The following is a 21,834-nucleotide window of genomic DNA, read 5'->3' as shown; positions in this document are numbered from 1 at the left end:
GGGCCCGTCCCTGGGTCCTGGACACCACGGTGGAGGCGCTGGTCTTCCTGCTCTTCTGCCACCGGACGTCGTCCACCGCACGGCCGGCGACACGGGCGCCCTGGACGGCGGGGTACGGCTGACGGTCTACCGCATCGTCCAGGAAGCACTCACCAACCCCGCCCCGGCACCACCCCCGGCACCACCCCTGGAACCACCCCCAGCACCACCCCTGGCCACGCACCGGGAGGGACCGTCTGGACGCGGCCGGGGGTCGGCCCGCGTGCCTGCCCTTCGACGGGCGGTTCGATCCGGGCGTCGCCGAGTGCCACCGGGCCGGGCGCCATGCCGTACGCGTGACCCGGATGTCACGCGTGCGCCCTCACTCCACGGCGGGGTCCTCCTGCGCGTGCATGACCGCGGCCTTGACCGCGCGCTCCAGGGTGTCCCGGTTCTCGCCCGTCGCCGCCGCGTACGAGGCGATGGCCGCCTGGACGGCCTCGTACGCCGTGCACCAGCGATTTCGCTGTGCGTCGTACTCGGCGCCGGCGAGACCGGCCAGTCTGGCGCGTTCGATATCGGCGGACCGTTCCAGCGCGATCAGGTTGTCGGGAATGTCTGTCACGAATGGATCGTAAGCTCGCGCCGGGGGGCCCGCGAAGTGGTGGCGTGCCGCGGGCCGTCCGCGAGGGCGGGGAGGGCGGACGAATTGCCGACGACCACGCCTCGTGTTTCGTTGGGTGCTGAGCGTTCCCGATGCGGGGGGCGCCGTCACCCGGCTGGAGGAATCGTGGAAGCAGCGAAGAAGTTCGTGCAGATCATCGCCTTCGAGACCGACCGGATCGACGAGATGCGCACCCTGGCACTGAACACCGAGAAGCGCTTCGCGGGCATGGAGAACGGGCCCTCGTACCAGGTGGTCCTCAAGGACAGGAACCAGCCCGACCGCTATTACGAGGTGCTGGAGTTCGACTCCTTCGACGAGGCGATGCGCAGCCGGGAGAACCCCGGGGCGCGCGAGTTCGCGGAGTCCATGGCGGCCCTGTGTACGCGGCCTCCGTCGTTCATCGAGTGCGACATCGTGGAGGCGTCCAGGCCCAAGTAGGCGACCTCGCCCCCCCCGCGGTGGGCGGTGCTCGCGGCCTTCCTCCTGCCGGACGCGTATCTCTGGCGGTGCGGCGCCGTCTCGCGCAGCGTTGAGGCGAGCGGGCCGGCCGAGCGGCAGGCGTGAGCGCCCCTGGAGAGGTGGGATTTATGGACGGGGATGTCAGCGGGCCGAGGGTCGTGGTCGGTGTCGACGGGTCGACGTCCTCGTACGACGCCCTGCGCTGGGCGGTGCGCTACGCGGGCCTGATCGGCGGCACCGTGGACGCGGTCACCGCGTGGGACCTGCCTGGCCTGTACGGCTGGTCGGCGCCCGCCGTGGACATGGACGTCGACATCGACGAGGCCCGGGAGCGGATGAGCCGGGAACTGGCCGAGGTGCTCGGCGCGGACGTGGTCGTGCCGGTGCGCGCCCGGCTGGCGCACGGCAACCCCGCCGAGATCCTCCTGCGGGCCGCCGAGGGAGCCGACATCCTGGTCGTGGGCGGCCGGGGGAGGGGCGGGTTCGTGCGTGCCCTGCTCGGCTCCGTGAGCCACCACGTGTCGCTGCACGCGAGCTGCCCGGTCGTGATCGTGCGCTCCGAGACGGGGTGAGCGGGGCCGCTCCGGCGGTCCGCGGCCATGGCGTCGGGCCCCGGAGCGGCGACCGGCCCCATTGCGGCACCGCGGCGCGGGATGCGTCAGGTCAGTGCGGGCCAGGCCGCTTCACTTCAGTTCACGTCCTTGAAGAGCTGTACGTATCTGGCGGTGAGGGCGCTCCAGTCGAAGTGGGTGACCGCGTGCCGCCGGCCCGCCGTGCCGAGGCGGTCGGCGAGGACGCCGTCGTCCAGCAGCAGTTTCATGGCGTCGGCGAGGGCCCCCGGATCGCCGGGCGGCACCAGCAGGCCGTTCTCCCGGTCCCGCACGATGTGCGGGATACCGCCGACGTCCGAGCCGATCACGGGCGTGCCGCAGGCCATGGCCTCCAGAAGGGCCATGCCGAAGGACTCCGCCTCCGTCAGCGAGGGCAGGACCACGACGGCGGCCTCCCGCAGGGCGTCCACCAGGGCCGGACCCGTCAGCTGGCCCGGCAGGGCCACCCGTTCGGCGATGCCGAGCCGCTGGGCGTGCCGGAGGTGGTCGGGCAGCGCGTCCCCGCCGCCGACGAGGCAGAGGCGGGTGTCGTCCGGCAGCCCGGCGAACGCCTCCAGGAGCACGTCGACACCCTTCCACGCCGACGTGCGGTCCAGTCGCCCGAGGTAGACGACCAGGCGTGAGCGCCGGGACGGGGGCAGCGGACCGGGGGTGAAGCGCCCGGTGTCGACGCCGGGGGTGATCTGCACGGCGTGGTCGTGTCCGGCGGCGAGGGACACCGGTGACACGGCCACCAGTGCCCGGGCCCGCGCGAAGGTGCGCGGCAGGACGTGGTGCTCGTACGCCCTGATGATCCGGTCGACGGCGGCCTCGCCCTTCAGCATGGAACCGGCGTGGTAGGTGACGACGGCGGGACGCCCACCGCTCACCGCCACGGCGATGTCCGCCAGACCGGGTACGGGCGCGTGGCAGTTGACCACGTCGACCCGCATCCGGCCCAGCCGGCGCCGCAGTTGCACCGGCCACAGCGGACTGAGCGGTGTGTTCGACAGCCGGGCCCAGGTGCCCAGCCGTACGACGGGCACGCCGTCCTCCACGGTGACGCGGGTGCGCCGGCCGGCCGGGTTCGTGGTCAGCACCACGGCCCGCAGGGCGTCGTCCGCGTCGGCCGCACCCGCGACCTGCGCGGCGTAGTGCTCCACCCCGCCCACCTTCGGCGGGTAGTACGGGGCCACGACGGCCACCGTACGCAGCTTCCTGCCGCTCCGGGCCCGCTCGAAGACCTCGGCCGTGCGCCGGGCCTGCCGTTCCCAGCCGCGGTTCTCGCGGACCTCCGTCCGGGCCGCGGCGCCGAGCCGGCCGGCCAGGGCGTCGTCGTCCAGCACCCGGCCGAGCGCGTCACGCAGGCCGTCCGCGTCGTCCGGCTCCACGAGGAGACCGTTCTCGCCGTCCCGGACCAGGCCCGGGATGCCCCCGACGGGGGTGGTGACCACCGGCCGGCCGCTGGCCATCGCCTCCACCAGCACGGTGGGGAAGCTGTCGTAGGAGGTGGGAAGGACCAGGGCCCGGGCGCGCCGGTAGGCGGCGGCCAGCTCCGCGCCCTGCAGGCGCCCCGCGAACGTGACGGCCGACCGCAGGCCGAGCCGCTCGGCCACGTGCTGGTAGTCGCCCACCGCAGACCCGTCCCCGACCACCTCGAGACGCACCCCGGATCCGCGTTCCCTCAGCTCACTCATCGCCCGCAGCAGGCGCGGCACGCCCTTGTAGGCGGTGCCCCGCTCCAGCGAACCCACGAACAGCAGGCGCGGGTCGCGCGGCACCGGGCTCGGGGTGAACAGGCGCAGATCGGCACCCGGGGGGATCACGGTCGCCCGGCCGGGGAACAGATGGGGGAGGTCGGCGACCACGTAGTCGGACGAGCAGATGACCTCCCGCGCGAGCCGTACGGTGCGGGCGAGCACCGTGTGCTCGTAGCACGCCAGTGCCGCGTCACGCAGGAACGCGCCCTTGCGCATCCGTCCGGTGTGGTAGGTCAGGACGAACGGGCGTCCGGTGTCACGGGCGGCCAGTGCCGCCGCGTCCGCGAAGAAGGGCACCGGAGCGTGGCCGTTGACCAGGTCCACCTCCTCGGCCCGGATGATCCGGCCCAACTGCCGCCGCCAGCCGGGGCCGTAGGGCGTACGGGAGACGCGCAGGGGGGCCGCGAGGCGGTAGACCGTGCACCCCTCCGGGCCGTCCTGATAGCGTCCCGGCCCGCTGCCGTTCGGTCCGGGCGTGCTCGTGGTCGCGATCACGACGCGCCGGCCGTGGTGGTCGCGCAGCTCCCGTGCCAGGTTCCAGACGTACTGCTCGACACCTCCTATGGCCGGCGGGAAGTACGGCGCGGCCAGCAGCACCGCGGGACCCTGCACCGCCCCGTCCGTACCCGTCCCGTCCGCACCCGTGCCGGGCGTCATCGGCCGACCGCCGCGCGCAGCACGGGAACGAAGCCGGCGGCACGCTCCGCGTAGGCCGGCAGGACGGCGGCGAGATGTTTGCGGTACTCCTCGCCGTCGGCCAGGAGACGGTCGACGAGCGGGATCAGGGCGGTTCCCCGCACGTCGGACATCCGGATGACCCACTCCTCCAGTCCGAGGTCCCGCATGATGCCGCGGGTCTTGTGGTCGTACTCCACGGCGGCGCAGGGCACGCCCGCCGTCAGGCCGAAGATGACGGAGTGGAAGCGGGTGCCGAGGATGAAGTCGGCGGCGCCGTACAGGGCGTGGACGTCGTGGTGGTCGATTCCGGCGTCGTCCAGAACCCGCAACTGCCGGTGCGAACCGACCAGTTCGGCGATGCGCATGTTCACCAGCCGGTCGTCGTCGGCCTGGAAGGAGCAGGTGACCTGGGGCACCAGCGCCACGTGGCAGCTTCGTTCGAGCAGATGACGGACGGCGGCGGCCACCGCCTCCTCGTAGGCGGCCTGCGGCTCCGGCGCCAGATGCCGGCGGGCCGTGACGAGCACGAGCGGGGCACCGGCCGGGACACCCAGTTCCGCACGCCACGGACGGCGTGAGCCGCCCCGGAAGACGAAGGCGCTGTCGACGCCGCGCTCCACGGTCGGCGCCGTCACCCCCGCCTCGGCCAGCCGGGTCACGCTGATGTCCTCGCGGGCCACGGCGACCGCGGCGCGGCCCACCACCCGGCGCACCATCAGCCGCTGCCGGCGGCGGGGGAACGGGCCGTAGGACTGCGGACCCAGCACCGTGGGCACCCCCGCGCGCTGGGCGAGCCACAGGGGCAGGAGGAGGAAGGCGATGTTGAGGTCTGAGGGCAGATCGGCGCGCGCGTTCAGGAAGCCTCCGCCCGGCGCCATCACCAGGTCGGCCTCGGTGACGGCCCTGGTCTCGTCGCGGATCTCCCGGGGCAGCAGTCCGGCGAACGCCCGCACGATCCGGACGCCCAGGGGCAGTGCCGCGACCGCCACCAGCGCCAGCACCAGCAGTTTGCGCAGGACACGGGCCGGGCGGCTCGCCGCCTCGTCGCCCGCGTAGCGGCGGATCGAGCCGATGTTGCGGGCCCCGTCGAACTCCGGCCACCGATAGGGGTGTTCGAAGCCCGCGACGAGCACCCGGGCATCGGGGAACGCCTCTTGGACCTGCTGGACCGCCACGCTGAGCAGGGCCGCGTCACCCCGGTTGCCCCGCTCGAACGCGTTCACGATCACGACCTTCATCGTCCCGCCACCTCTTTGTAGTGCTGTTCCAGGGCGTCGAGGAAGACCTCGACGGTGTAGCGGTGGGCGCGGACCGCCGACGCGGCTCCCCTGCGCTCCAGGCCGGCCCGGTCACCGAGCAGGCCGCGCAGCGCGCCCGCCAGCGCCTCCGCGTCGCCCGCGGGGACGAGCGCCCCGTTGTCGTCCCCGACCAGTTCGGGCAGGCCACCGACGCGGGAGGCGACCAGCGCGCGCCCGGTCCTGAGGGCCTCCAGCGCCACGGTCGGGAAGTTCTCCGGCCACAGGGACGGCAGGACGACGACGGAGGCGTCCGTCAGCCGTTCGGCCACCCCGGCCTCGTCCAGCCAGCCGGTGAACGTGACGCGCGGTCCGGCGAGACGCTCCAGACGCGACCGGTCCGTGCCGTCGCCCACCACGGTCAGCCGGCCGCGGTCCAGCCGGCCGAACGCCTCCAGCAGGACGTCCACACCCTTGACGCGTTCCAGCCGCCCCACGTACAGCACGTTCTCCGCCGTCCGCAGCGGACGTGCCGCGACCGTGCCCGGGACGCCGTTCGGCAGCACGTGCACGGGGACACGCGCGGGGAAGTCGGCCCGCACGGAGTCCGCGAAGTACCGGCTGGGCGCCAGCACCCGGTCCACGCGCCGCAGCCGGGGCAGGTACGCGGGCCTCTGGACCCAGCGCAGGTAGGCGTACCGGAGCGCGTCGGGTGGCGTGAGCCGGCCGTCGACCGCGCTCGGCAGGTTCCACCGCAGCAGCGAGCGGGTCCAGTCCTCCGGCCCGTGCACGGTCAGCAGCCGGGGGACCCCGGCGGTCGCGGCGAGCACGGAGGGACTGAACTCCCCGATGGTGTGCAGGTGGACGCAGTCCGGCGCGAAGGCGCGCACGACGTGCGAGACCTGCCGGTACGCCTGCCGGTACCAGAGCTTGCGGGTGAACCGCCGTACCGCGTGGCCGGAGATGGCAGGCACCAGCTCGTCCGCGAAGACCTGGCCGCCGTCGCTGAGCAGGTCGGTGGCGACGACCCGTATCTCGTGCCCCCGGGCCCGCAGGCCGTCCGTGATCAGCCGGACGCTCTTCTCGGCGCCTCCGGCCTCCTGGCCGATGTTGACGATCTGCAGGATTCTCACGCCGTCTCCCGTTCACCGCGCCGGCGCCGGTGCCGCCCGCTGTACGGCTCGCGCAGGCCACCGGCCAGCAGCGCCGCACCCGCCACGATCCCGGAGGCGAGGTTGCCCACGCCCCAGGCCACGGCCGCCCATTGCAGCCCGTGGTCCAGCCGGGACACCGCGACGGCCAGCACGACGGCCGCCAGGACGACGTTGGACACCACCATGGCCACCAGCTGCCGGGTCACCTTCAGCAGGAAGCTCACCCAGGTGTTGAACGCCACCGCCAGGGCGCTCACCGTGAAGGCGATCAGCGTCGCCGTACCGTCGGCCGCGTACCGCGGTCCGAACACCGTGAGAACCGGACGCGCCAGCAGGCACACCACCAGCACGGCCGGCACGGTCGCCAGCGCGATGGCCTTGCCGGACCTGCGGGCGACGGGCGCGAGCGCCACCCCCGCCTGCGAGGCCTCCGCGAACAACGCCTCACCGATCGCGTACGACGCCGAGTTGACCAGGTTCGCGATCTGGAAGGCGACGAAGTACGTGGCCGCCGGGACAGGGCCGAGCGTCTGCAGCACGACGATCGGCAGCACGATCTGCGGGACCAGGTTGAGACTGCCCGACAGGTAACTGCTCAGCGAGTATCCGAGCGTCGAGCGGAGCATGCGCCACGAGAACGCCGGCCGCACCGCGATCCGCAGCACGCGGCGGATCGCGAGGACGCTGGCCGCCGCCGCCACGGTGGAGGCCGCCCCGCTGGCGGCGAAGACACCGAACGCGCCGAACCCGACGAACGCCACCGGCAGGCCCAGCTTCACCAGGCTCATCAGCAGGCCGTTGACGGCCAGGTTCACCTTGCTCGTGCGGAACGCGACGAAGACGGAGTCGGTGAGCAGATTGACGGCCGCGCCCGTGGCGAGCACCACGAACACGACGGCACGCATCGGCGAGCCGTGCAGGAAGCCCAGCTCGGGGGCGGCCCAGGGGACCAGGACGACGAACGCCCCGGAGACGACGACCGACGCGACCACGACCGTGCTCAGCGCGGTGCTGGTCTCTTCGGCCCGGCGGTCGCTGGTCGGCAGGTGCCGTACCAGGGTGGAGCCGAGCCCGAACAGGCTGAAGTACGACAGGAGCGAGAGGCTGGACAGCAACGACGAGGCACGCCCGACGTCCGCAGCCGGATACAGCCGTGCGACCAGGATCCAGAAGGCGAACCCGGCCGCCGCCCCGAGCGCGGTGGTGGCGAGGAGGTAGAAGGAGTTGCGCAGCAGGGGGTCACGGACCGCCGCGGCGATCCGCGCCCGTCCGGCGTCCGTACGGCGGGGGACAGGGGCGGGGTCGGTGGCGCACGGCCGGGTGGCCAAGGTCATGAAGTCCCTCCGCCGGTGCCCGCGGGCCGTGCCAGAGCCCTGGCCGACACCAGCGCCGCCGCGGACACGACGAAGGCCCAGGACGCCGTCTGTCCCTCCCGGGGCACGGCGGCGAAGTGGGTCAGCGGCCGGGACAGGGTGGCCGGATGGGTCAGCGAGTTCACGCACAAGTAGGCCCAGACGAGCAGCCCGTACCCCGTGCAGACCCGCAGCACGGCGATCAGGGGACCGCGCCGGGGCGCCGCCCTGAACCACCAGGTGCCCGTCGCCGTCTGCAGCGCGAGCGCCGCGGTGGCCGACACGGCGAAGCACACGGCACCGCAGGTGTCCCGCCGCACCGGCACCAACGCGCTGACCGGCCCGGCCAGGTCGTCCGGCCGGATGGCGGCCACGACGGCCACGTACAGCCAGCCGAGCAGCCCGTACACCATGGCGGTCTCCGCGACCGCACGCATCGCCAGCATCGCACGCGCCCCCCGCCTCACACGCGAAGCCGCCGTCGCGGGCTTCGCACCCGTCGCGCGCTTCACGCCAGGGCCTCCCGCGTCCGGCGGCCCGTGGCCGCGGCATAGGTGCGCACCAGCTCGGCCGTGTGCTGCTCCCACGCGAAGTCCGTGGCCGCGCGGGCGTGGGAGGAGCGGCCCATGGCGGCCCGCAGGTCCTCGTCCTGCGCCAGCTCCCGCAGAGCCCCGCGCAGGCGCCCGCTGTCCCGGGGCAGCAGCCGGACCCCGGCCTCCGCCAGCCGGTACGGGGCGTAGCCGGGGTCGTCGGTGGTGAGCACGGGCAAACCCGACGCCATCGCCTCCTGGACGGTGAGCGGGAAACCCTCGGCGGCCGACGGCAGCGCGAACAGGTCCACCGCGCGGTACAGCTCCGCCAGTTCGTCCGGCGCCAGGGCGCCGACATGATGCAGACCGGGCCCGTCCGCGGTGGCCTGGGCCCCGTCTCCCGCGAAGACCAGGTCGTATCCCGCGTCCGCGGCGCCGAGCAGCAGGTCGTACCCCTTCTTCGGCACCAGCCGGCCGACGAACAGCACCAGGACCCGGTTCCGCGGGAGCCCGAACCTCCCGCGCGCCGCCCGGCGTTCCTCCGCCGTGTGCGGCGGGCGGAACAGCCGGGTGTCGACGCCGTTGGGCAGATGGCCCACGGCGCGGGCACCGTAGGCGGTGACGAAGTCGGCGACCCGGCCGTTGACGACGAGGACGCGGCGCGCACGGCGCAGCAGCAGCCGGCCCGCCAGGCCGTAGACGGCCCGCTGGACGCCACGGACCACAGCGGACGGATGCTCGACCAGCGCGACATGCTGAGTGAGGACCTGAGGCGTGCCCGTCAGTGCCGAGGCGAGCCCGGCCGCCCAGGAGGTCATGTACAGGCAGTCGTGCACATGGACCACGTCCGCCCACCGGGCCCAGCGCACCGCCGCCGCCAGCACCCGCGGCGCGAGCACAGGGAACGGCACCCCGGTCCGCTCCTCGACACCGTTCCACGCCGCGACGCGCACCACCCGGACCCCCGCGTCGTCCTCGGTGACCGTGTGCCGGCCGCTGGTCAGCACCGTCACCTCGACGCCCGCCCGGGTCAGGTGCAGCGCCTCGTGGCGGACCACGTTCTCGATACCGCCCACGTGCGGCGGGTAGTAGTGGCTCACCAGCAGTACGCGCGTCATCGGTAGATCTCCGCTCCCCCGTTGCTGTACAGCTTGTCCTTGGTCGCGTTCAGCAGTCCGACCGGATACCGGTACGTCACCAGGTCGCCCCGGAAGAACGTGGTGGCCTCGTCCTTGGTCACCGTCGTACTGCCCAGGAAGACGTAGGTGCGGGAGCCCACCAGCACCGGATAGATGTCGTTCTGCGCCCGGCCCCGGATCAGGGTCTGCAGCCGGCTGAAGGTGTAACGGTCGGTCTGCACCTCCGACTGGACGTCCTCCCGCTGCGATTCGGTCGCCCGCCGCTGCACCCAGCGGATCGCGGAGCGTTCCTCCGGGTGCACGTAGTAGATGTCGTAGTACTGGCCGGTGTTGGCCAGGTGCAGCTGGGCCGGATAGCCGCCGAGCACCGTGGGAACCACGCCCGTGAGGTCCAGGAACAGCCCCAGGGCCAGCGCGCTCGCCACCGGCACCGCCCACCGCCGCGCCCAGCGGACCAGCCACAGCGAGCCCGCGGCCACGAACGGCGCGAAGAAGAACAGCCCCTGCTGGAAGGCGCGGAGCACGCCGTAGTCGACCGACAGCTGGGGGAGCACGGTCAGCAGTCCGATCACACCGACCATGCCCGCCGACAGGGTCACCTGGTCCCGGACCGGGCGGAACCCCGGCCGGCGTGAGCGCCGCGCGGCGACGGCCACCACCAGCCCGATCAGCAGCAGGACCTGCAGCAGCCGCGCGGCCGACGCCCGCACCAGGTCGTTGAGGGCGGCCACGTCGATCCCGGCCTTCCCCAGCACCCGTCCGGCCACGGTCAGCGGCAGCCGCGCCTGTCCGTCGACCACGGCCACCGGGTACCGGTCGATCGTGCCGAGCGGAAGATAGTCGCCCTGCGCGCGGCCACGGGCGGTCTGCTTGACGATGTCCGCCCGGTAGTCCCGCAGCCGCTGCCCGGCGCTGACCGAGTCACCGCTGAACAGGCTGTAGGACACGTCCGAGGACGCCGTGTCACCGGGGGTGCTGCCGGTCATCTCCCGCACCGTCAGCGACAGGGTCCGGTGCAGCTGCCCCGTCGTGTGGGTCACCGGGCCCGACCAGGCGTACGCGCCCGCCGCGGTGACCGCGACCAGCCACCAGGTCACGAAGCTCCGTGCGGCGGCCGGCCTGCCGCGCAGCCGGGTCAGCAGCCGCCAGCACACGTCCGTGACCAGGGCCAGGGCGAGGACGACGACGAGGACATAGGTGGTGGAGTAGTGCGACAGCACGATGCCGGCCCCCAGCACCGCGAAGAGCAGGCGCCGGCTCGCGAACGGACGGGACGTGTCGGTGACCACGACCATCGCGCAGCCCGTGAAGAAGAAGGCGACCTCCTGCCGCCCCAGGAACGTCATGTCGGTGAAGAAGGTCGGGAACAGCATCAGGTACACGGCGGACAGCAGCGCCACGATCGCCGGGGCCACATTGCGCACCGAGCGGTACACCAGCACCGGAGTCAGCGCGAACAGCAGGGGCAGCAGCACCTTGAAGATGTACGTGCCCTCGATCCCGGTCAGCCGCGCGAGCGCGGCCGGCAGCAGGGTGATGCTCAGGCAGGCGTTGTACGGGTCGGGGAAGGACGAGATGTCCCAGTGCCCGTTGTCCGCGGCCAGCCGGAACACCTGGTACTCGCGCTGGATGTCGTGCCCGGTGATGTACCAGCCCCGCAGACTGGTCAGCAACAGCAGACCGGCCGCCGCGCACCACAGCCCCAGCCCCGTCACCAGCGCCCCGTACCGGCCGCGCCGGACGATCAGCCAGGCGAGCGACGCGGTGATCGCGAGCAGGGCGACGACGGAGACCCCGCCCCCCAGGCCGTTGTCGAGCCGGACGGGCCCGGCCACGCACAGCACCAGCACCAGCACACCCGACGTGCCGACCGTGCCCAGACCGTACGGAAGGCGCCCGCGCACACGGGGCAGCGCGGGCCGGGAGCGCAGCGCGGACCAGTCACCCGCACGCCAGGTGATGATGGCCGCGACCAGCACCACGTACGCCCAGGCCGCCGCGGTCAGCGGCCCCCGCTCCAGGGCACGGGCCACGCCCAGCCAGGGCAGTACGGTGTTCACCGCGAGCGGCACCACCATCGCCCCGGTGACGCCCAGTCCGAGGGCGACGAGCGCGCGCCCGTCCCGGGTGGACACCGCCCGCTCCGCGGGGCCGTACCACAGCAGGGTGGGCGCCCCGACCAGCAGCCACAGCCCGGCGGGGACCAGCAGCACGGCGGGCAGGCCGGGCACGCACTCCAGCAGGGCCGCCAGCGTCGCCGACGCGACGGCACAGACACGGGTGTTCACGCGAACACCGTCCGGTAGACGCCCTCGACCTGCCGCACGACCGCGTCCCAGGTGTGCTCGCGCGCCGAGGCGGCGCTCTGCTCACCGAGCCGCCGCCGAAGCCGCGGATCAGCGGCGACGGAGTCGATGGCCGCGGCCAGCGCGTCCGGCTCGGGAGCCGCCAGCAGGCCCACGCCGTCGAGGAGTTCGGTGCTGCCCGGCACCCGGGTGGCGATCACCGGAAGCGACGCGGCCATGGCCTCCAGGGCCACCAGCGGCATGCCCTCCTTGTCGGACGGCAGCACGAACGCGTCGGCCCGGGCGTAGGCCTCGATCAGCTCGTCCCCCAGCCGGGGGCCGTCGAAGACGACGTTGTCGAGGCCCAGGCGTTCGGCTCGCGCCCGCAGTGCGGCGCCGTCCTCGCCGTCACCGACGATCCGCAGCCGCACCGGCCGACGCACCAGGGCCATGGCGTCCAGCAGCCGGTCCACGCGCTTCTGGGAGCTGAGCCGTCCGACGTACAGCAGGTCCAGCGGCCCCTGCCCGGTCTCCCGCACGGGCATGAAGTACCTCGCGCCGACCCCGTTGGGCACCACGAACACCTTCTCGCGCGCGACGCCGTAGGTGCCGGTCACGAAGTCCCGCTGGGCCTCGGTCAGGACCAGGACGCCCGCCGCGGCCCGCAGCGCGCGGCCGAACACCTGCCGCTTGTACGCCGGCAGCAGCCATCCCAGACGCCCGGAGGCGTCCACGTCCAGGTGGAAGTGCAGGACGAAACGCTGCCCGCGCAACCGGGCCAGCAGCGCCACCAGTTCGGGCAGCAGCGCATGGGCCGAGTGCAGGTGCAGCACCGCACCCCGCGGCGCGCGCAGCAGCGACCGGACCATGCCGGGGGCGACCGGCGTGTGCGCCAGTTCGACCGACCGGTGCCGCACGACACGCACCGCGCCCTCGCGGCTGAGGCGGGCCGCTCCCTCGGCGCCGATGCCGGTGGTGAGAACACGGACGTCGTGCCGCTCGGCCAGGCCGGCGGCGAGGCTCTCCACCACCCGCTCCAACCCGCCCAGATGCGGCGGGTAGTAGGGCGTGATCTGGACGACCGTGCTCATGCGATCCCCATCCCGGGCAGTTCGCCGTTGGTGACGTACCGGACGTCCGTCCGGCCGCCGATGTGTGCCAGCACCCGCTCAAGACGGTCCCAGTCGCCGCGCTCGTCGACCTCCCAGCTGTGTCCCCACAGGTGGTAGACGCCGCCATCGCGACGGCACAACTCGAACCAGTGGATGGCTAGTTCATCCCAGTTCAGATACATTCGCGCGGCCTTGGCCGGGTTGCCGGCCGCCAGCCTGAGAACCAGGGGCACGTCCACCCTGTGCGCATAGGCGTTCACCGTCGTGGCCGCCTCCATCAAGGGTCCGGTTCCCAGCGAACCGCGTACGACCGTGCGCGCGAGGGTGAAGCGCGCCTTCGCCGCCTGCCGGACGTGCACCGGCCGGTACTCACCGCGCGGGTAGCAGAAGCTCGTCACCTCGGCACCGGTGACGTCCTCGAGTTCGGCCTTGCCCGCCTCGATCTCCTCCCGGGCCTCGGCCTCGGGGATCAGCGGCAGCCGCCTGTGGCTCAGCGTGTGCCCGCCGATCTCGAAGCCCCGGTCCGCCAACTCCCTGATTCCAGAGGGGGGAAGGCGGTCCGCGGCGTCGAACTCGATGTTGCGCGGGGCGATGTAGAACGTGGCGGGTACGCCGTACTTCTCCAGCAGGCCGGCCAGTCGCGGATCGAGCCGGTGTCCGTCGTCCCAGCTGGTGGTGACCACCACCGCGGGGTGTGTCATGGGGTGCCTCTCAGGGTGAAGTGGAGCGACTGGGAGCGCCCCACCAGCGCCACGTGTACGACGACCGGCCCGGAGCCGCGCTGTGCCCCGCCGGCGACCGACAGGCGCGCCGTCATCGTCACCGGCACCTCGGTGCGACGCGGAGCGAGGGTGTCCGTGCGGGACCCGATCCGCTTGCCCGTGGCGGTGGTGAGCCAGGTGCGCAGCCGGTACCTGCCGGGGGAGTCACCGTGGTCGACCAGGGTGAGGGGAGCGACGATCTCGCCGTGCGCGAGCGAGGGTTCGCGGGTGAAGTACAGCTCCGTGTACGTGCTCGGCAACCGGGTGAACGAGGCCCGCAGTTCGTGCCGTACCTGAGGAAGGACGCACGCGGCGAGCGCCAGCGCGCACAGTGCCGCGCCGCCGGCCAGTGCCCTGCCCGGCGTCCGGCGTGCTCGCTTGCGCGTTTTCGCCGCCACACGCCTGTGGCGGCGAGGCTCCGGCGCGGACCCCGCCGGCCCCCGGCCGGGCGCGTCGAGCAGTCGGCTCATGCGGTGGTCCCGAATCCCTCCACGGAGGACAGCGGCGTGGGGAAGACCAGGGCCGTGGACGCCATGTGGGGTCTGCGGTAACGGTGTTGGAAGAGCTGGCGCAGATTGGCCATCCCGTCGGGCAGGGCATTGAGCTTCACGTCGCCGCCCCGCTTCCGGTACTCGATCGGCACCTCCGCGGTGCGGAATCCGGCGAGCGTCGCGGCGTTCTTGATCTCCTGCGAGAAGGCCATGCCGGGGGAGCGTACGTCTATTCCCTGCCACACGTACTTCCGGAAGATCCACATGCCCGACTGCGAGTCGCGCAGCCCGTTGCGGAACAGCATCCGGCTCACCCGGCTGAGCGCGTGGTTGGCGACCATGTGCGACCACTTCATGGCGGCCGAGTTCTCCTGGAGCAGCCGGTTGGTGCTCATGAACTCGATCTCGTGCTCCTCCAGCGCGGTGAGCAGCGCCGGGAGGGCGTCGAAGGGGTAGGTGAGGTCGGCGTCGCCGGTGGCGATCACGTCCCCGGACGCCGCGGCGAACCCGGCCTGGTAGGCGTTCCCGTAGCCACGCTCCGGCTGGTGCACGACTCTGGCGCCCAGGGCCAGCGCCAGTTCGCCGGTGCCGTCGGACGAGTCGTTGTCGACCACGACGACCTCGGTCTCCCAGCCCGCCTTGGTCAGCGCGGCGACCGGGATGGTCTCCATGAGCGGTGGGAGATTGGGCGCTTCATTGAGCGCGGGAATGACTACGGACAACCTCTTCACGGTAAGCCCCCCAATGGCGCGGAAGAACGATGTGGGCACAGCGCGGAAAGCGAGCGTGATTTCCCGGAGTGCGTCTTTGCGCCCGGGCAGCAAGAATTTCCGATCGGGCGCGGCGCGCCCGTTCTCGGAGAAAAGGTGAAGTGGATCCGGCCGTGCCGGCAGATCGCTCACCTGCGGGGCGGCATGAGCGCCCCGCGGTCGGTCAATGGTGTGCGGCCTATGACTCCGGGCCGTCCGGACATGGGCGCAGCGCACCCCAGTGATGTTCCATTTCCCTCCCCCTCCCCAGGGGACCGCGCGTTCCGTGTCGAGCGGGCAACGCGCAGCCGTAAGGGCTTCGAAAAAATCCGTTGCATCGAAGCCGGGCAGCACCATACCAACTGAAAAGATGGTCTGGAGGTCGTGTGATGAAAGTGTGAAGACACGTGTTCGAGGGGCTACTCCCTCCGGGGGGCGGGGGTGCGCGCCGCCGGTCGCGGTCACCCCGCCTCGCGGACCGGCCCCCGCATGCGGCTCGGTTCGCATATGCGCTGGTCAGCGCACTTCTCGATGGCCTGCGGCTCCCTGAATGCCGCAAGTGGTCCGGGAGTTCGCGCCTCGGCGCCGCCTGACGCATGAACAGATGTGCGAGTGCGGGTATTACTTGAAATTTGCAATGCATTGGCCAGAGGTGAGCCGTGTGTGGGGAGCGTGGTGGAGGGCTCGTGGCATGTGTCAACGCCCATCGCGGTGACCACCGTTCGAGCGTTCGCCGGACCCGCCCGGTTCCTTGGGTCGACTGGCACTGTCAGAGGTGCCGAGTAGCTTCCGGGCCGTGATCGAACCTTTGAGTGAAGAACTCGGGCGACTGCTGGGCGCACTGCCGCCCGGCCGGCTGGTGGGATCGGGTCGTGCCCCGCGGCCGGTGGTCTGGATGAGCGACGGACCGGTCCCGGACGCTGCCGACTGGTGGAAGCGTCTGTACGCTCGCCACGGCGAGACCGGCCTGTATCCGCTGCTGCTCGAGCACCCCGACGACTTCGTCGAGCCTGCCTGTGGTCCCTATGGTGCCGACATCGACGCCGCCACGTACTTGCGGAGCGAGTGGACGGAGGGGTGCTGGCCGCCTTTCGAGGAGTGGCCCGGTCTCGCGACACCCGCGGCGGTGGTGTCCGGCATCGACGAGCGCGCGGGTGAGGTGGCGGCCACTGTCGTCCGCGAGAGCTGGGCCCGGTGTCTCGCACTCGTCCAGTGCGCCCGGGGCGCCGACGTGCCGGCTGCCCTCGGCTGGCGCGGGATGGGGAACCACATGGACGCGGAGGAGTTGTCGGCGGTGCTGCGGTCCTGGGAGGGCCGGTTCGGTCTCCGCGTCGTGGCCTTCGGGCACGGCAGTCTGTTCGCCTCGGTCGCCAGCCGCCCGGCGGACCCCCATCAGGCCCGCGTCCTTGCCGCGGAGCAGTTCGTCGCCTGCCCGGACGTGTTCCACAACGACCCCGACCTGGACTGGTCCACGTGCCACGAGGACCTCATGAAGCGTCACGACTGGTATTTCTGGTGGGACTGAGGGCTCGCTCCTCGGCGGTGAGGGCCCACCCCCCGGTGGTGAGGGGCCGCCCGGCTGGCTCGGTCTGAACTCGGGCGCCTCCACAGGCGTTTCAGCAGTGGAGGTCGAACCCCGGTTCGTCGTCGCGGTGTTCAGCCTCTTCTGGCACAAGTCCCTTGGTGGGGAGGCGCGTCGTGGCGTCACTCGATCGATAATTGCTGTGCACATATTGCACACCCTGTGCGTGCAGCGTACGTTGGCGTGCGTGAGTCGGGCGTTCAAGGACGTACGTCCGGCCCGAGTCCGAGGAGCCGCCATGCCCGAGAAAGCGCCCACCCCGGCCACCGGCCGGTCCCAGGGGCAGAGCCCCGACGCTCTTCCCGAGCGCACCCTGCGCAAGGTCCGCCGACGCGTCCTGCCGGTGATCGTCCTGCTGTACCTGGTCGCCTATCTCGACCGGAACAACGTCGGCTTCGCACGGGCCGGCCTGGAGCACGACCTCGGGTTCGGCGACGCGGTCTACGGGCTCGGCGCCGGGATCTTCTTCATCGGATACGTGCTGATGGAGGTGCCGAGCAACGCCGGGATGTACCGCTACGGTGCCCGCCGCTGGATCGCGCGGATCCTGATCAGCTGGGGCGTCATGGCGCTCGCGATGGCCTTCGTGCAGGGCGCGACGTCCTTCTACACGGTGCGGCTGCTCCTCGGCGCGGCCGAGGCGGGCTTCTTCCCGGCGGTGCTGTTCTACTTCACGCTCTGGTTCCCGCGAGCCCAACGCGTCGCGGCGCTGGGGATCTTCGTCATGGCCCAGCCCGTCGCCAACGCCCTGGGCGCCCCCCTCTCCGGGCTGCTGCTGCGCCTGGACGGGGTCGCGGGGCTGCACGGCTGGCAGTGGATGTTCCTGCTCGAAGGGGCACCGGCCGTCGTCCTCGGCTGCCTCGCCCCTCGGCTGCTCACCGACACCCCGGCCGACGCACGCTGGCTGACCGGCGAGGAACGTGACTGGCTGACAAGGTCGTTGGAGGCGGAGCACCGCGACGGGACCGGCCCGCACCGCGGTTCCTTCGCCGCCGGCCTGAAGGACCGCCGCTCCCTGGTGTACGGGCTGCTCAACTTCGGCATGGTGTGCGGGATCTATGGCCTCGGCCTGTGGCTGCCGGCCATCGTCGGCGCGCTTGGCGACTTCGGCAGCACCCGCCTCGGACTCCTCGTCATGATCCCCTACGCCGTGTCGGTGCCGTGCGTCCTCTACTGGAGCCGGCGTGCCGACCGCACCGGGCGCCGCGCCTGGCACGCGGCGGTGAGCATGGCGACGGCAGCGGCCGGGCTCGCCGGGGCCGCGCTGGTGTACACCGCCAGCCCCGTCGCCGCCCTGCTGATGCTGGTCGTGGCGGCTGTCGGGATCTACACGGCGACCGCCCCCTTCCTCGCCATGCCGTCCGCCGCGCTCGCGGGCGCCGCCGCGGCCGCGGGGCTCGGCCTGGTCAACGCCCTCGGCAACGTGGGTGGCTTCGTCGCCCCGTACGCGGTGGGCCTGATCAAGGACGGCACCGGCGACGTCCGTTACGCCCTGCTCTTCCTCGCCGCCTGCCTCGCCCTCACCGCTCTCCTCGTGCACCGGTACGCCACCCGGCGCCCCGAGGGCACCGCCCCCGCCCGCCTTCCGGCCACCGGACCGGTGCCCACGGCGACCACGGCGACCACGGCGGCCACGGTGAGTGCGGCACCGGCCGACTGAGCCGCCGCGGCCTCCCGGCCCCTGCCCGTGCCCCTGCCCCGGGCCGGCGACCGGGGCGGCCACCGCACCGCCCGACCGTGGCGACGGCCACCGCACCGCCCGGCCAGGGCGCCCCGCCTCCCCATCCCCACTCCCGCACGCACCCGGCGGACCGACGACCGGACAGTGCGGCGACACAGCAAGGAGAAAAAACCATGACACGGCTCCTCGAGCACCGGACGGCCCTCGTCACCGGCGGCGGTATCGGTATCGGGCGGGACATCGCCCGGGAGTTCGCCCGGGCCGGCGCCCGGGTCGCCGTCACCTACCGCACCCACGAGCCCGACCCGTCCTTCCTCGGCGAACTCGCCGACCTGTCCGGCGAGACCCCGCTCGCCCTCGCCGTCGACGCCACCGACGAGAGCGAGGTGTCCGACGCCATGGACACGGTCGGCCGGGAGCTGGGGCGGCTCGACATCCTGGTGAACAACGTCGGCGGCCTGGTCCAGCGGGCCGGGATCGAGGACCTCGACCTGAAGCTGTGGCACCGCGTCCTGGCCGTCAACCTGGACAGCATGTTCCTGTTCACCCAGCGCGCACTGCCGCTGATGACCGGCGAGGCCGCCCGCGTCATCAACATCGCCTCGCTCGCCGGACGCAACGGAGGCCACCCCGGCGCGCTCGCCTACGCCACCGCCAAGGCCGCCGTGTTCGGCTTCACCCGCGGCCTGGCCAAGGAGCTCGCCCCGCGCGGCATCACCGTGAACGCCCTCGCCCCCGGCTTCATCGAGGCGACGCCCTTCCACGACACGTTCACCACGCAGGCGTCCAAGGAGGCCACGCTCACCACCATCCCGGCCGGCCGCGCCGGGCGCCCCGAGGACGTGGCCGGCCCCGCCCTCTGGCTGGCCTCCGCGCACAGCGACTTCGTCACCGGCACGGTCGTCGACGTCAACGGCGGCCAGTACTTCGGCTGACCGCCCACCGGCACCCCGAGCCACTCCGAAGCCCCGGCCAACCCGGGCCCCGCCCGCCGCCCCGTCCGCCGCGGCAGCCCTCGGCGGCCCGGGTCGTCGGCAGTAGACTCGGGACGCGCAGTCCGCTCGTACGACGCGAGGAACGCACAGGGAGACACGGTGTCGCAAACCGTCGGCAGAGCGATCGACGTGCTGGAGTTCTGCAGTCGCCGGCCCCGCGAGCTGCGCGAGATCGCGGCGCTGTGGGGCGTGCACCGCACCACGGCACTGCGGATCGTGCAGACGCTCATCGCCGGCGGTCTCATCCGCCGCGACGAACGCGGGCGCTACGGCGTCGGCTTCCGCCTCGCGGCCCTCGCCGGCGCCGCCCTGGACCAGTTCGACCTGCGCACGGTCGTCCACCCGTACATCGTCGAGCTGAGCGAACGGGTCGGCCAGACCGTGCAGTTCGCGGTCGCGCAGGGCTCACGCGTCGTCTACGTGGACAAGATCGAACCGCCGGACTCGATCCGCCTCAACACCCGCATCGGCGGCTACGTCACGATCCACACCGCCGGGGTGAGCAAGGCGCTCCTCGCCCATCTGCCGCCCGAGGAACGCGAGAAGTTCCTCGCGGAAGTCGGCTTCGAGCGCTTCACCGACACCACACTCACCTCACGCGCCGCCTTCGAGGAACGGCTCGCGGAGGTACGCGCGCGGGGATGGGCGTACGACGACGGCGAGTACGAGGCCATCTCCAACTGCGTCGCCGCGCCCGTGTGGGACCACTCGGGCACCGCCGTGGGCGGCATCTCGATCACCGCCATCAAGTCGCGGTCCGGCCTGTCCGACCTGCGCGCCCACCTGCCGGCCCTGCTGGAGACGACGACCGCCATCTCCCGCGAACTGGGCTGGCGCCCCGAGGACGAACCCCGTACCGCCGGGACACCCCGGGCGGCGGAGGACCCGCCGGAGGGCTGAGGCCCCGCCGGAGGGCTGAGGCCCCGCCCGCCGCGGCCCCGGTGCCGCACCGGGCCGCCGCGCCCGCCCCTGCGGGCTGCCGCCTTCGTCCGCCCCTGCGACCAGCCACGCAGGACCCGCTGGGAGCCACGCACCGCAGCTCCGGACGCCGCGTGCGACCCCTTGACCGCGTACCGACCGGGCGGTATCCATAGGGGCCCGCGCCACGGTCCCCAGGAGCCGATGTGAGTCTCAACCTCGCCACGATGCTTCACGAGTCGGCGCTGGCCGACCCGGACAAGCCCTGCGTCATCATCGACGACACCGTCCTGACCTATGCCCAGGTCGAGCGGATGTCGGGTCTGGTGGCCGGCAACCTGCTCGCGCTCGGCCTCGAACGCGGCGCCAAGGTCGCCGTCCAGTTGCCCAACGTCCCGCAGTTCCTGTTCGCCTACTTCGGCGCCATGCGGGCCGGCCTGGTCATGGTTCCGCTGAACCCGCTCCTGCGGGCGCCCGAGGTGGCCTACCACCTGGAGAACAGCGACGCCCATGTCCTGATCACCGGCGAGCCGTCCGCCGAGGAGGCGCACCGGGGCGCGAGCGCGGTGCCGGGCGTCGCGACGTACGTCGTCGGCCTCGGCGGCGGGCAGCGGCCCGAGGGCACCGCGGCGTTCGAGGAACTGCTGGCTCCGGTCGAGGTCCCCGACATCGTCCCGACCTGCGCCGACGACACCGCCGTACTGCTCTACACCAGCGGTACCACGGGCAAGCCGAAGGGCGCCGAGCTGACGCACTTCCAGCTCTACATGAACTGCGCCGTGTCCGGGGAGCTGCTCGGCTTCACGGACGACGACATCGCCGTCGCGGTCCTGCCGCTGTTCCACGTCTTCGGGCTGTCCAGCGTCCTCAACACCGCCGTGCGCTTCGGTACCACGCTGGTGCTGGTGCCCCGCTTCGATCCGGACGCCGTCATCGACGCCGTCGAAAAGCACCGCGCGACCGTCTTCCCCGGCGTGCCCACGATGTACGTCGCGCTCCTCAAGGCCGCGGACCGGCAGCGGGACCTGTCCTCGCTGCGCGTCGGCGTGTCCGGCGGCGCGGCCATGCCGGGAGAGGTGATCCGGGCCTTCGAGGCCAGGTTCCGCGTCGTGATCCTCGAGGGCTACCGGGATTCATTCGCAGTGCATAGGGCTTCAGTCCGGTGGTGAAGTGAATCTTGTCGTGGCGACGCGGAGTGTTGCGGATTCCTGGCGGGCGGAGCCGGACATCGCGTGTTCACCACCCGTGGTGCGGAGCACCGCGATGGCTGGTCCCGGCGGAGCCGGGTGATGCTCACACGGGCCGGTTCTGTTGCTCGATGTACTGCTTGACCACGGAGAGCGGGGCGCCGCCGACAGTTCCGGCGAAGTAGGACCCGGACCAGAGCTTGTTGGCCCGCCAGTAGTGGCGCACCAGGTCGGGGAACTCCTGGCGCAGACGGCGGGAGGAGACACCCTTGAGGGAGTTGACCAGCTTCGTGACGGCGACCTTGGGCGGAAAGTTCACCAGGAGGTGGACGTGATTGTCCTCGCCGTTGAACTCCACCAGTTCGCACTCGAAGTCCTCGCACACCGACCGCATGATCTCCTCCATGCGTGTCAGATGAACATCCGTGAACACCTTGTGCCGGAACTTGGTCACGAAGACCAAGTGCACATGCATCACGAAAACACAGTGCCGGCCAGTCCTGATCTTCTGCATTTCGCCCATAACCCAA

The 21,834-nt window shown here is 72.4% G+C and carries 20 protein-coding genes; 7 read left to right on the top strand and 13 right to left on the bottom strand.

What is annotated here, in order from left to right; translation table 11 throughout:
* Nucleotides 1-361 precede the first annotated feature (361 nt).
* Nucleotides 362-604 carry a hypothetical protein gene (locus OIB37_RS02025; RefSeq protein ID WP_330455750.1) on the bottom strand — a complete coding sequence of 81 codons (243 nt, stop codon included), beginning with the start codon at nucleotides 602-604 and terminating at the stop codon, nucleotides 362-364.
* Between the two features lie 165 nt (nucleotides 605-769).
* On the opposite strand from OIB37_RS02025, the gene OIB37_RS02020 reads away from it, so the two are divergent.
* Nucleotides 770-1,084 (top strand): hypothetical protein, encoded by a 315-nt coding sequence (locus tag OIB37_RS02020; protein ID WP_330455749.1) that lies wholly within the window; start codon nucleotides 770-772, stop codon nucleotides 1,082-1,084.
* Between the two features lie 149 nt (nucleotides 1,085-1,233).
* The gene (locus OIB37_RS02015; RefSeq protein ID WP_330455748.1) at nucleotides 1,234-1,677 is read left to right on the top strand and encodes a universal stress protein; all 444 of its coding nucleotides are present in this window, start codon (nucleotides 1,234-1,236) and stop codon (nucleotides 1,675-1,677) included.
* A gap of 116 nt (nucleotides 1,678-1,793) precedes the next feature.
* On the opposite strand, the gene OIB37_RS02010 is transcribed toward OIB37_RS02015, so the two are convergent.
* From OIB37_RS02010 to OIB37_RS01960, 11 genes are all read right to left on the bottom strand, one after another.
* The gene (locus tag OIB37_RS02010) at nucleotides 1,794-4,112 is read right to left on the bottom strand and encodes a glycosyltransferase family 4 protein (RefSeq protein ID WP_330455747.1); all 2,319 of its coding nucleotides are present in this window, start codon (nucleotides 4,110-4,112) and stop codon (nucleotides 1,794-1,796) included.
* Entirely contained in the window at nucleotides 4,109-5,371 is a 1,263-nt protein-coding gene (locus tag OIB37_RS02005) for a polysaccharide pyruvyl transferase family protein (protein ID WP_330455746.1), read from the bottom strand. Before OIB37_RS02005 ends, OIB37_RS02010 begins: the two co-directional genes overlap by 4 nt.
* Nucleotides 5,368-6,501: a glycosyltransferase family 4 protein gene (locus OIB37_RS02000; protein WP_330455745.1), complete on the bottom strand. Its 1,134-nt coding sequence runs from the start codon at nucleotides 6,499-6,501 to the stop codon at nucleotides 5,368-5,370. Before OIB37_RS02000 ends, OIB37_RS02005 begins: the two co-directional genes overlap by 4 nt.
* On the bottom strand, nucleotides 6,498-7,856 hold the full coding sequence (locus tag OIB37_RS01995) for an oligosaccharide flippase family protein (protein ID WP_330455744.1): 1,359 nt from the start codon (nucleotides 7,854-7,856) through the stop codon (nucleotides 6,498-6,500). The genes OIB37_RS02000 and OIB37_RS01995 overlap by 4 nt, the downstream gene beginning before the upstream one ends.
* Nucleotides 7,853-8,311, bottom strand: coding sequence for a hypothetical protein (locus OIB37_RS01990; RefSeq protein ID WP_330455743.1), 459 nt, complete (start codon nucleotides 8,309-8,311; stop codon nucleotides 7,853-7,855). The genes OIB37_RS01995 and OIB37_RS01990 overlap by 4 nt, the downstream gene beginning before the upstream one ends.
* Before the next feature lie 71 nt (nucleotides 8,312-8,382).
* A complete protein-coding gene (locus OIB37_RS01985; protein ID WP_330455742.1) occupies nucleotides 8,383-9,522 on the bottom strand; it encodes a glycosyltransferase family 4 protein in 1,140 nt (379 codons plus the stop codon).
* Complete coding sequence (locus OIB37_RS01980; protein WP_330455741.1) at nucleotides 9,519-11,831, bottom strand: hypothetical protein; 2,313 nt, start codon at nucleotides 11,829-11,831, stop codon at nucleotides 9,519-9,521. Before OIB37_RS01980 ends, OIB37_RS01985 begins: the two co-directional genes overlap by 4 nt.
* Nucleotides 11,828-12,919, bottom strand: coding sequence for a glycosyltransferase family 4 protein (locus OIB37_RS01975; protein WP_330455740.1), 1,092 nt, complete (start codon nucleotides 12,917-12,919; stop codon nucleotides 11,828-11,830). Before OIB37_RS01975 ends, OIB37_RS01980 begins: the two co-directional genes overlap by 4 nt.
* Nucleotides 12,916-13,641 carry a polysaccharide deacetylase family protein gene (locus tag OIB37_RS01970; protein WP_330455739.1) on the bottom strand — a complete coding sequence of 242 codons (726 nt, stop codon included), beginning with the start codon at nucleotides 13,639-13,641 and terminating at the stop codon, nucleotides 12,916-12,918. Before OIB37_RS01970 ends, OIB37_RS01975 begins: the two co-directional genes overlap by 4 nt.
* The gene (locus OIB37_RS01965; protein WP_330455738.1) at nucleotides 13,638-14,171 is read right to left on the bottom strand and encodes a hypothetical protein; all 534 of its coding nucleotides are present in this window, start codon (nucleotides 14,169-14,171) and stop codon (nucleotides 13,638-13,640) included. The genes OIB37_RS01970 and OIB37_RS01965 overlap by 4 nt, the downstream gene beginning before the upstream one ends.
* Nucleotides 14,168-14,914, bottom strand: a complete 747-nt coding sequence (locus OIB37_RS01960) for a glycosyltransferase family 2 protein (RefSeq protein ID WP_330455737.1) — start codon at nucleotides 14,912-14,914, stop codon at nucleotides 14,168-14,170. Before OIB37_RS01960 ends, OIB37_RS01965 begins: the two co-directional genes overlap by 4 nt.
* A gap of 823 nt (nucleotides 14,915-15,737) precedes the next feature.
* On the opposite strand from OIB37_RS01960, the gene OIB37_RS01955 reads away from it, so the two are divergent.
* From OIB37_RS01955 to OIB37_RS01935, 5 genes are all read left to right on the top strand, one after another.
* The gene (locus OIB37_RS01955) at nucleotides 15,738-16,466 is read left to right on the top strand and encodes a DUF4253 domain-containing protein (RefSeq protein ID WP_330455736.1); all 729 of its coding nucleotides are present in this window, start codon (nucleotides 15,738-15,740) and stop codon (nucleotides 16,464-16,466) included.
* Between the two features lie 295 nt (nucleotides 16,467-16,761).
* Complete coding sequence (locus OIB37_RS01950) at nucleotides 16,762-18,183, top strand: MFS transporter (protein ID WP_330455735.1); 1,422 nt, start codon at nucleotides 16,762-16,764, stop codon at nucleotides 18,181-18,183.
* A gap of 194 nt (nucleotides 18,184-18,377) precedes the next feature.
* On the top strand, nucleotides 18,378-19,139 hold the full coding sequence (locus OIB37_RS01945) for an SDR family NAD(P)-dependent oxidoreductase (RefSeq protein ID WP_330455734.1): 762 nt from the start codon (nucleotides 18,378-18,380) through the stop codon (nucleotides 19,137-19,139).
* A 159-nt stretch (nucleotides 19,140-19,298) separates the two neighbouring features.
* Nucleotides 19,299-20,099, top strand: a complete 801-nt coding sequence (locus OIB37_RS01940) for an IclR family transcriptional regulator (RefSeq protein ID WP_330455733.1) — start codon at nucleotides 19,299-19,301, stop codon at nucleotides 20,097-20,099.
* 224 nt (nucleotides 20,100-20,323) lie between these two features.
* Nucleotides 20,324-21,286: an AMP-binding protein gene (locus OIB37_RS01935; RefSeq protein WP_330455732.1), complete on the top strand. Its 963-nt coding sequence runs from the start codon at nucleotides 20,324-20,326 to the stop codon at nucleotides 21,284-21,286.
* 124 nt (nucleotides 21,287-21,410) lie between these two features.
* Here the strand turns inward: OIB37_RS01935 and tnpA are convergent, their stop codons facing one another.
* Nucleotides 21,411-21,827, bottom strand: a complete 417-nt coding sequence (tnpA, locus tag OIB37_RS01930; RefSeq protein WP_330455731.1) for an IS200/IS605 family transposase — start codon at nucleotides 21,825-21,827, stop codon at nucleotides 21,411-21,413.
* Nucleotides 21,828-21,834: the final 7 nt, after the last annotated feature.

This window comes from Streptomyces sp. NBC_00820 (genome assembly GCF_036347055.1).
Lineage (GTDB): Bacteria > Actinomycetota > Actinomycetes > Streptomycetales > Streptomycetaceae > Streptomyces.
Note: the sequence above shows the minus strand (reverse complement) of the source record. Positions and strands in the feature narration are given on the sequence as shown.

Excerpts from the sequence above, each read along its gene's own strand:
- tnpA (WP_330455731.1), bottom strand. The coding sequence starts at position 21,827 with ATGGGCGAAATGCAGAAGATCAGGACTGGCCGGCACTGTGTTTTCGTG.
- OIB37_RS01995 (WP_330455744.1), bottom strand. The coding sequence starts at position 7,856 with ATGACCTTGGCCACCCGGCCGTGCGCCACCGACCCCGCCCCTGTCCCC.
- OIB37_RS02005 (WP_330455746.1), bottom strand. The coding sequence starts at position 5,371 with ATGAAGGTCGTGATCGTGAACGCGTTCGAGCGGGGCAACCGGGGTGAC.
- OIB37_RS01990 (WP_330455743.1), bottom strand. The coding sequence starts at position 8,311 with ATGCGTGCGGTCGCGGAGACCGCCATGGTGTACGGGCTGCTCGGCTGG.
- OIB37_RS01985 (WP_330455742.1), bottom strand. The coding sequence starts at position 9,522 with ATGACGCGCGTACTGCTGGTGAGCCACTACTACCCGCCGCACGTGGGC.
- OIB37_RS01970 (WP_330455739.1), bottom strand. The coding sequence starts at position 13,641 with ATGACACACCCCGCGGTGGTGGTCACCACCAGCTGGGACGACGGACAC.
- OIB37_RS02015 (WP_330455748.1), top strand. The coding sequence starts at position 1,234 with ATGGACGGGGATGTCAGCGGGCCGAGGGTCGTGGTCGGTGTCGACGGG.
- OIB37_RS02010 (WP_330455747.1), bottom strand. The coding sequence starts at position 4,112 with ATGACGCCCGGCACGGGTGCGGACGGGACGGGTACGGACGGGGCGGTG.
- OIB37_RS01975 (WP_330455740.1), bottom strand. The coding sequence starts at position 12,919 with ATGAGCACGGTCGTCCAGATCACGCCCTACTACCCGCCGCATCTGGGC.
- OIB37_RS01945 (WP_330455734.1), top strand. The coding sequence starts at position 18,378 with ATGACACGGCTCCTCGAGCACCGGACGGCCCTCGTCACCGGCGGCGGT.
- OIB37_RS01950 (WP_330455735.1), top strand. The coding sequence starts at position 16,762 with ATGCCCGAGAAAGCGCCCACCCCGGCCACCGGCCGGTCCCAGGGGCAG.
- OIB37_RS01965 (WP_330455738.1), bottom strand. The coding sequence starts at position 14,171 with ATGAGCCGACTGCTCGACGCGCCCGGCCGGGGGCCGGCGGGGTCCGCG.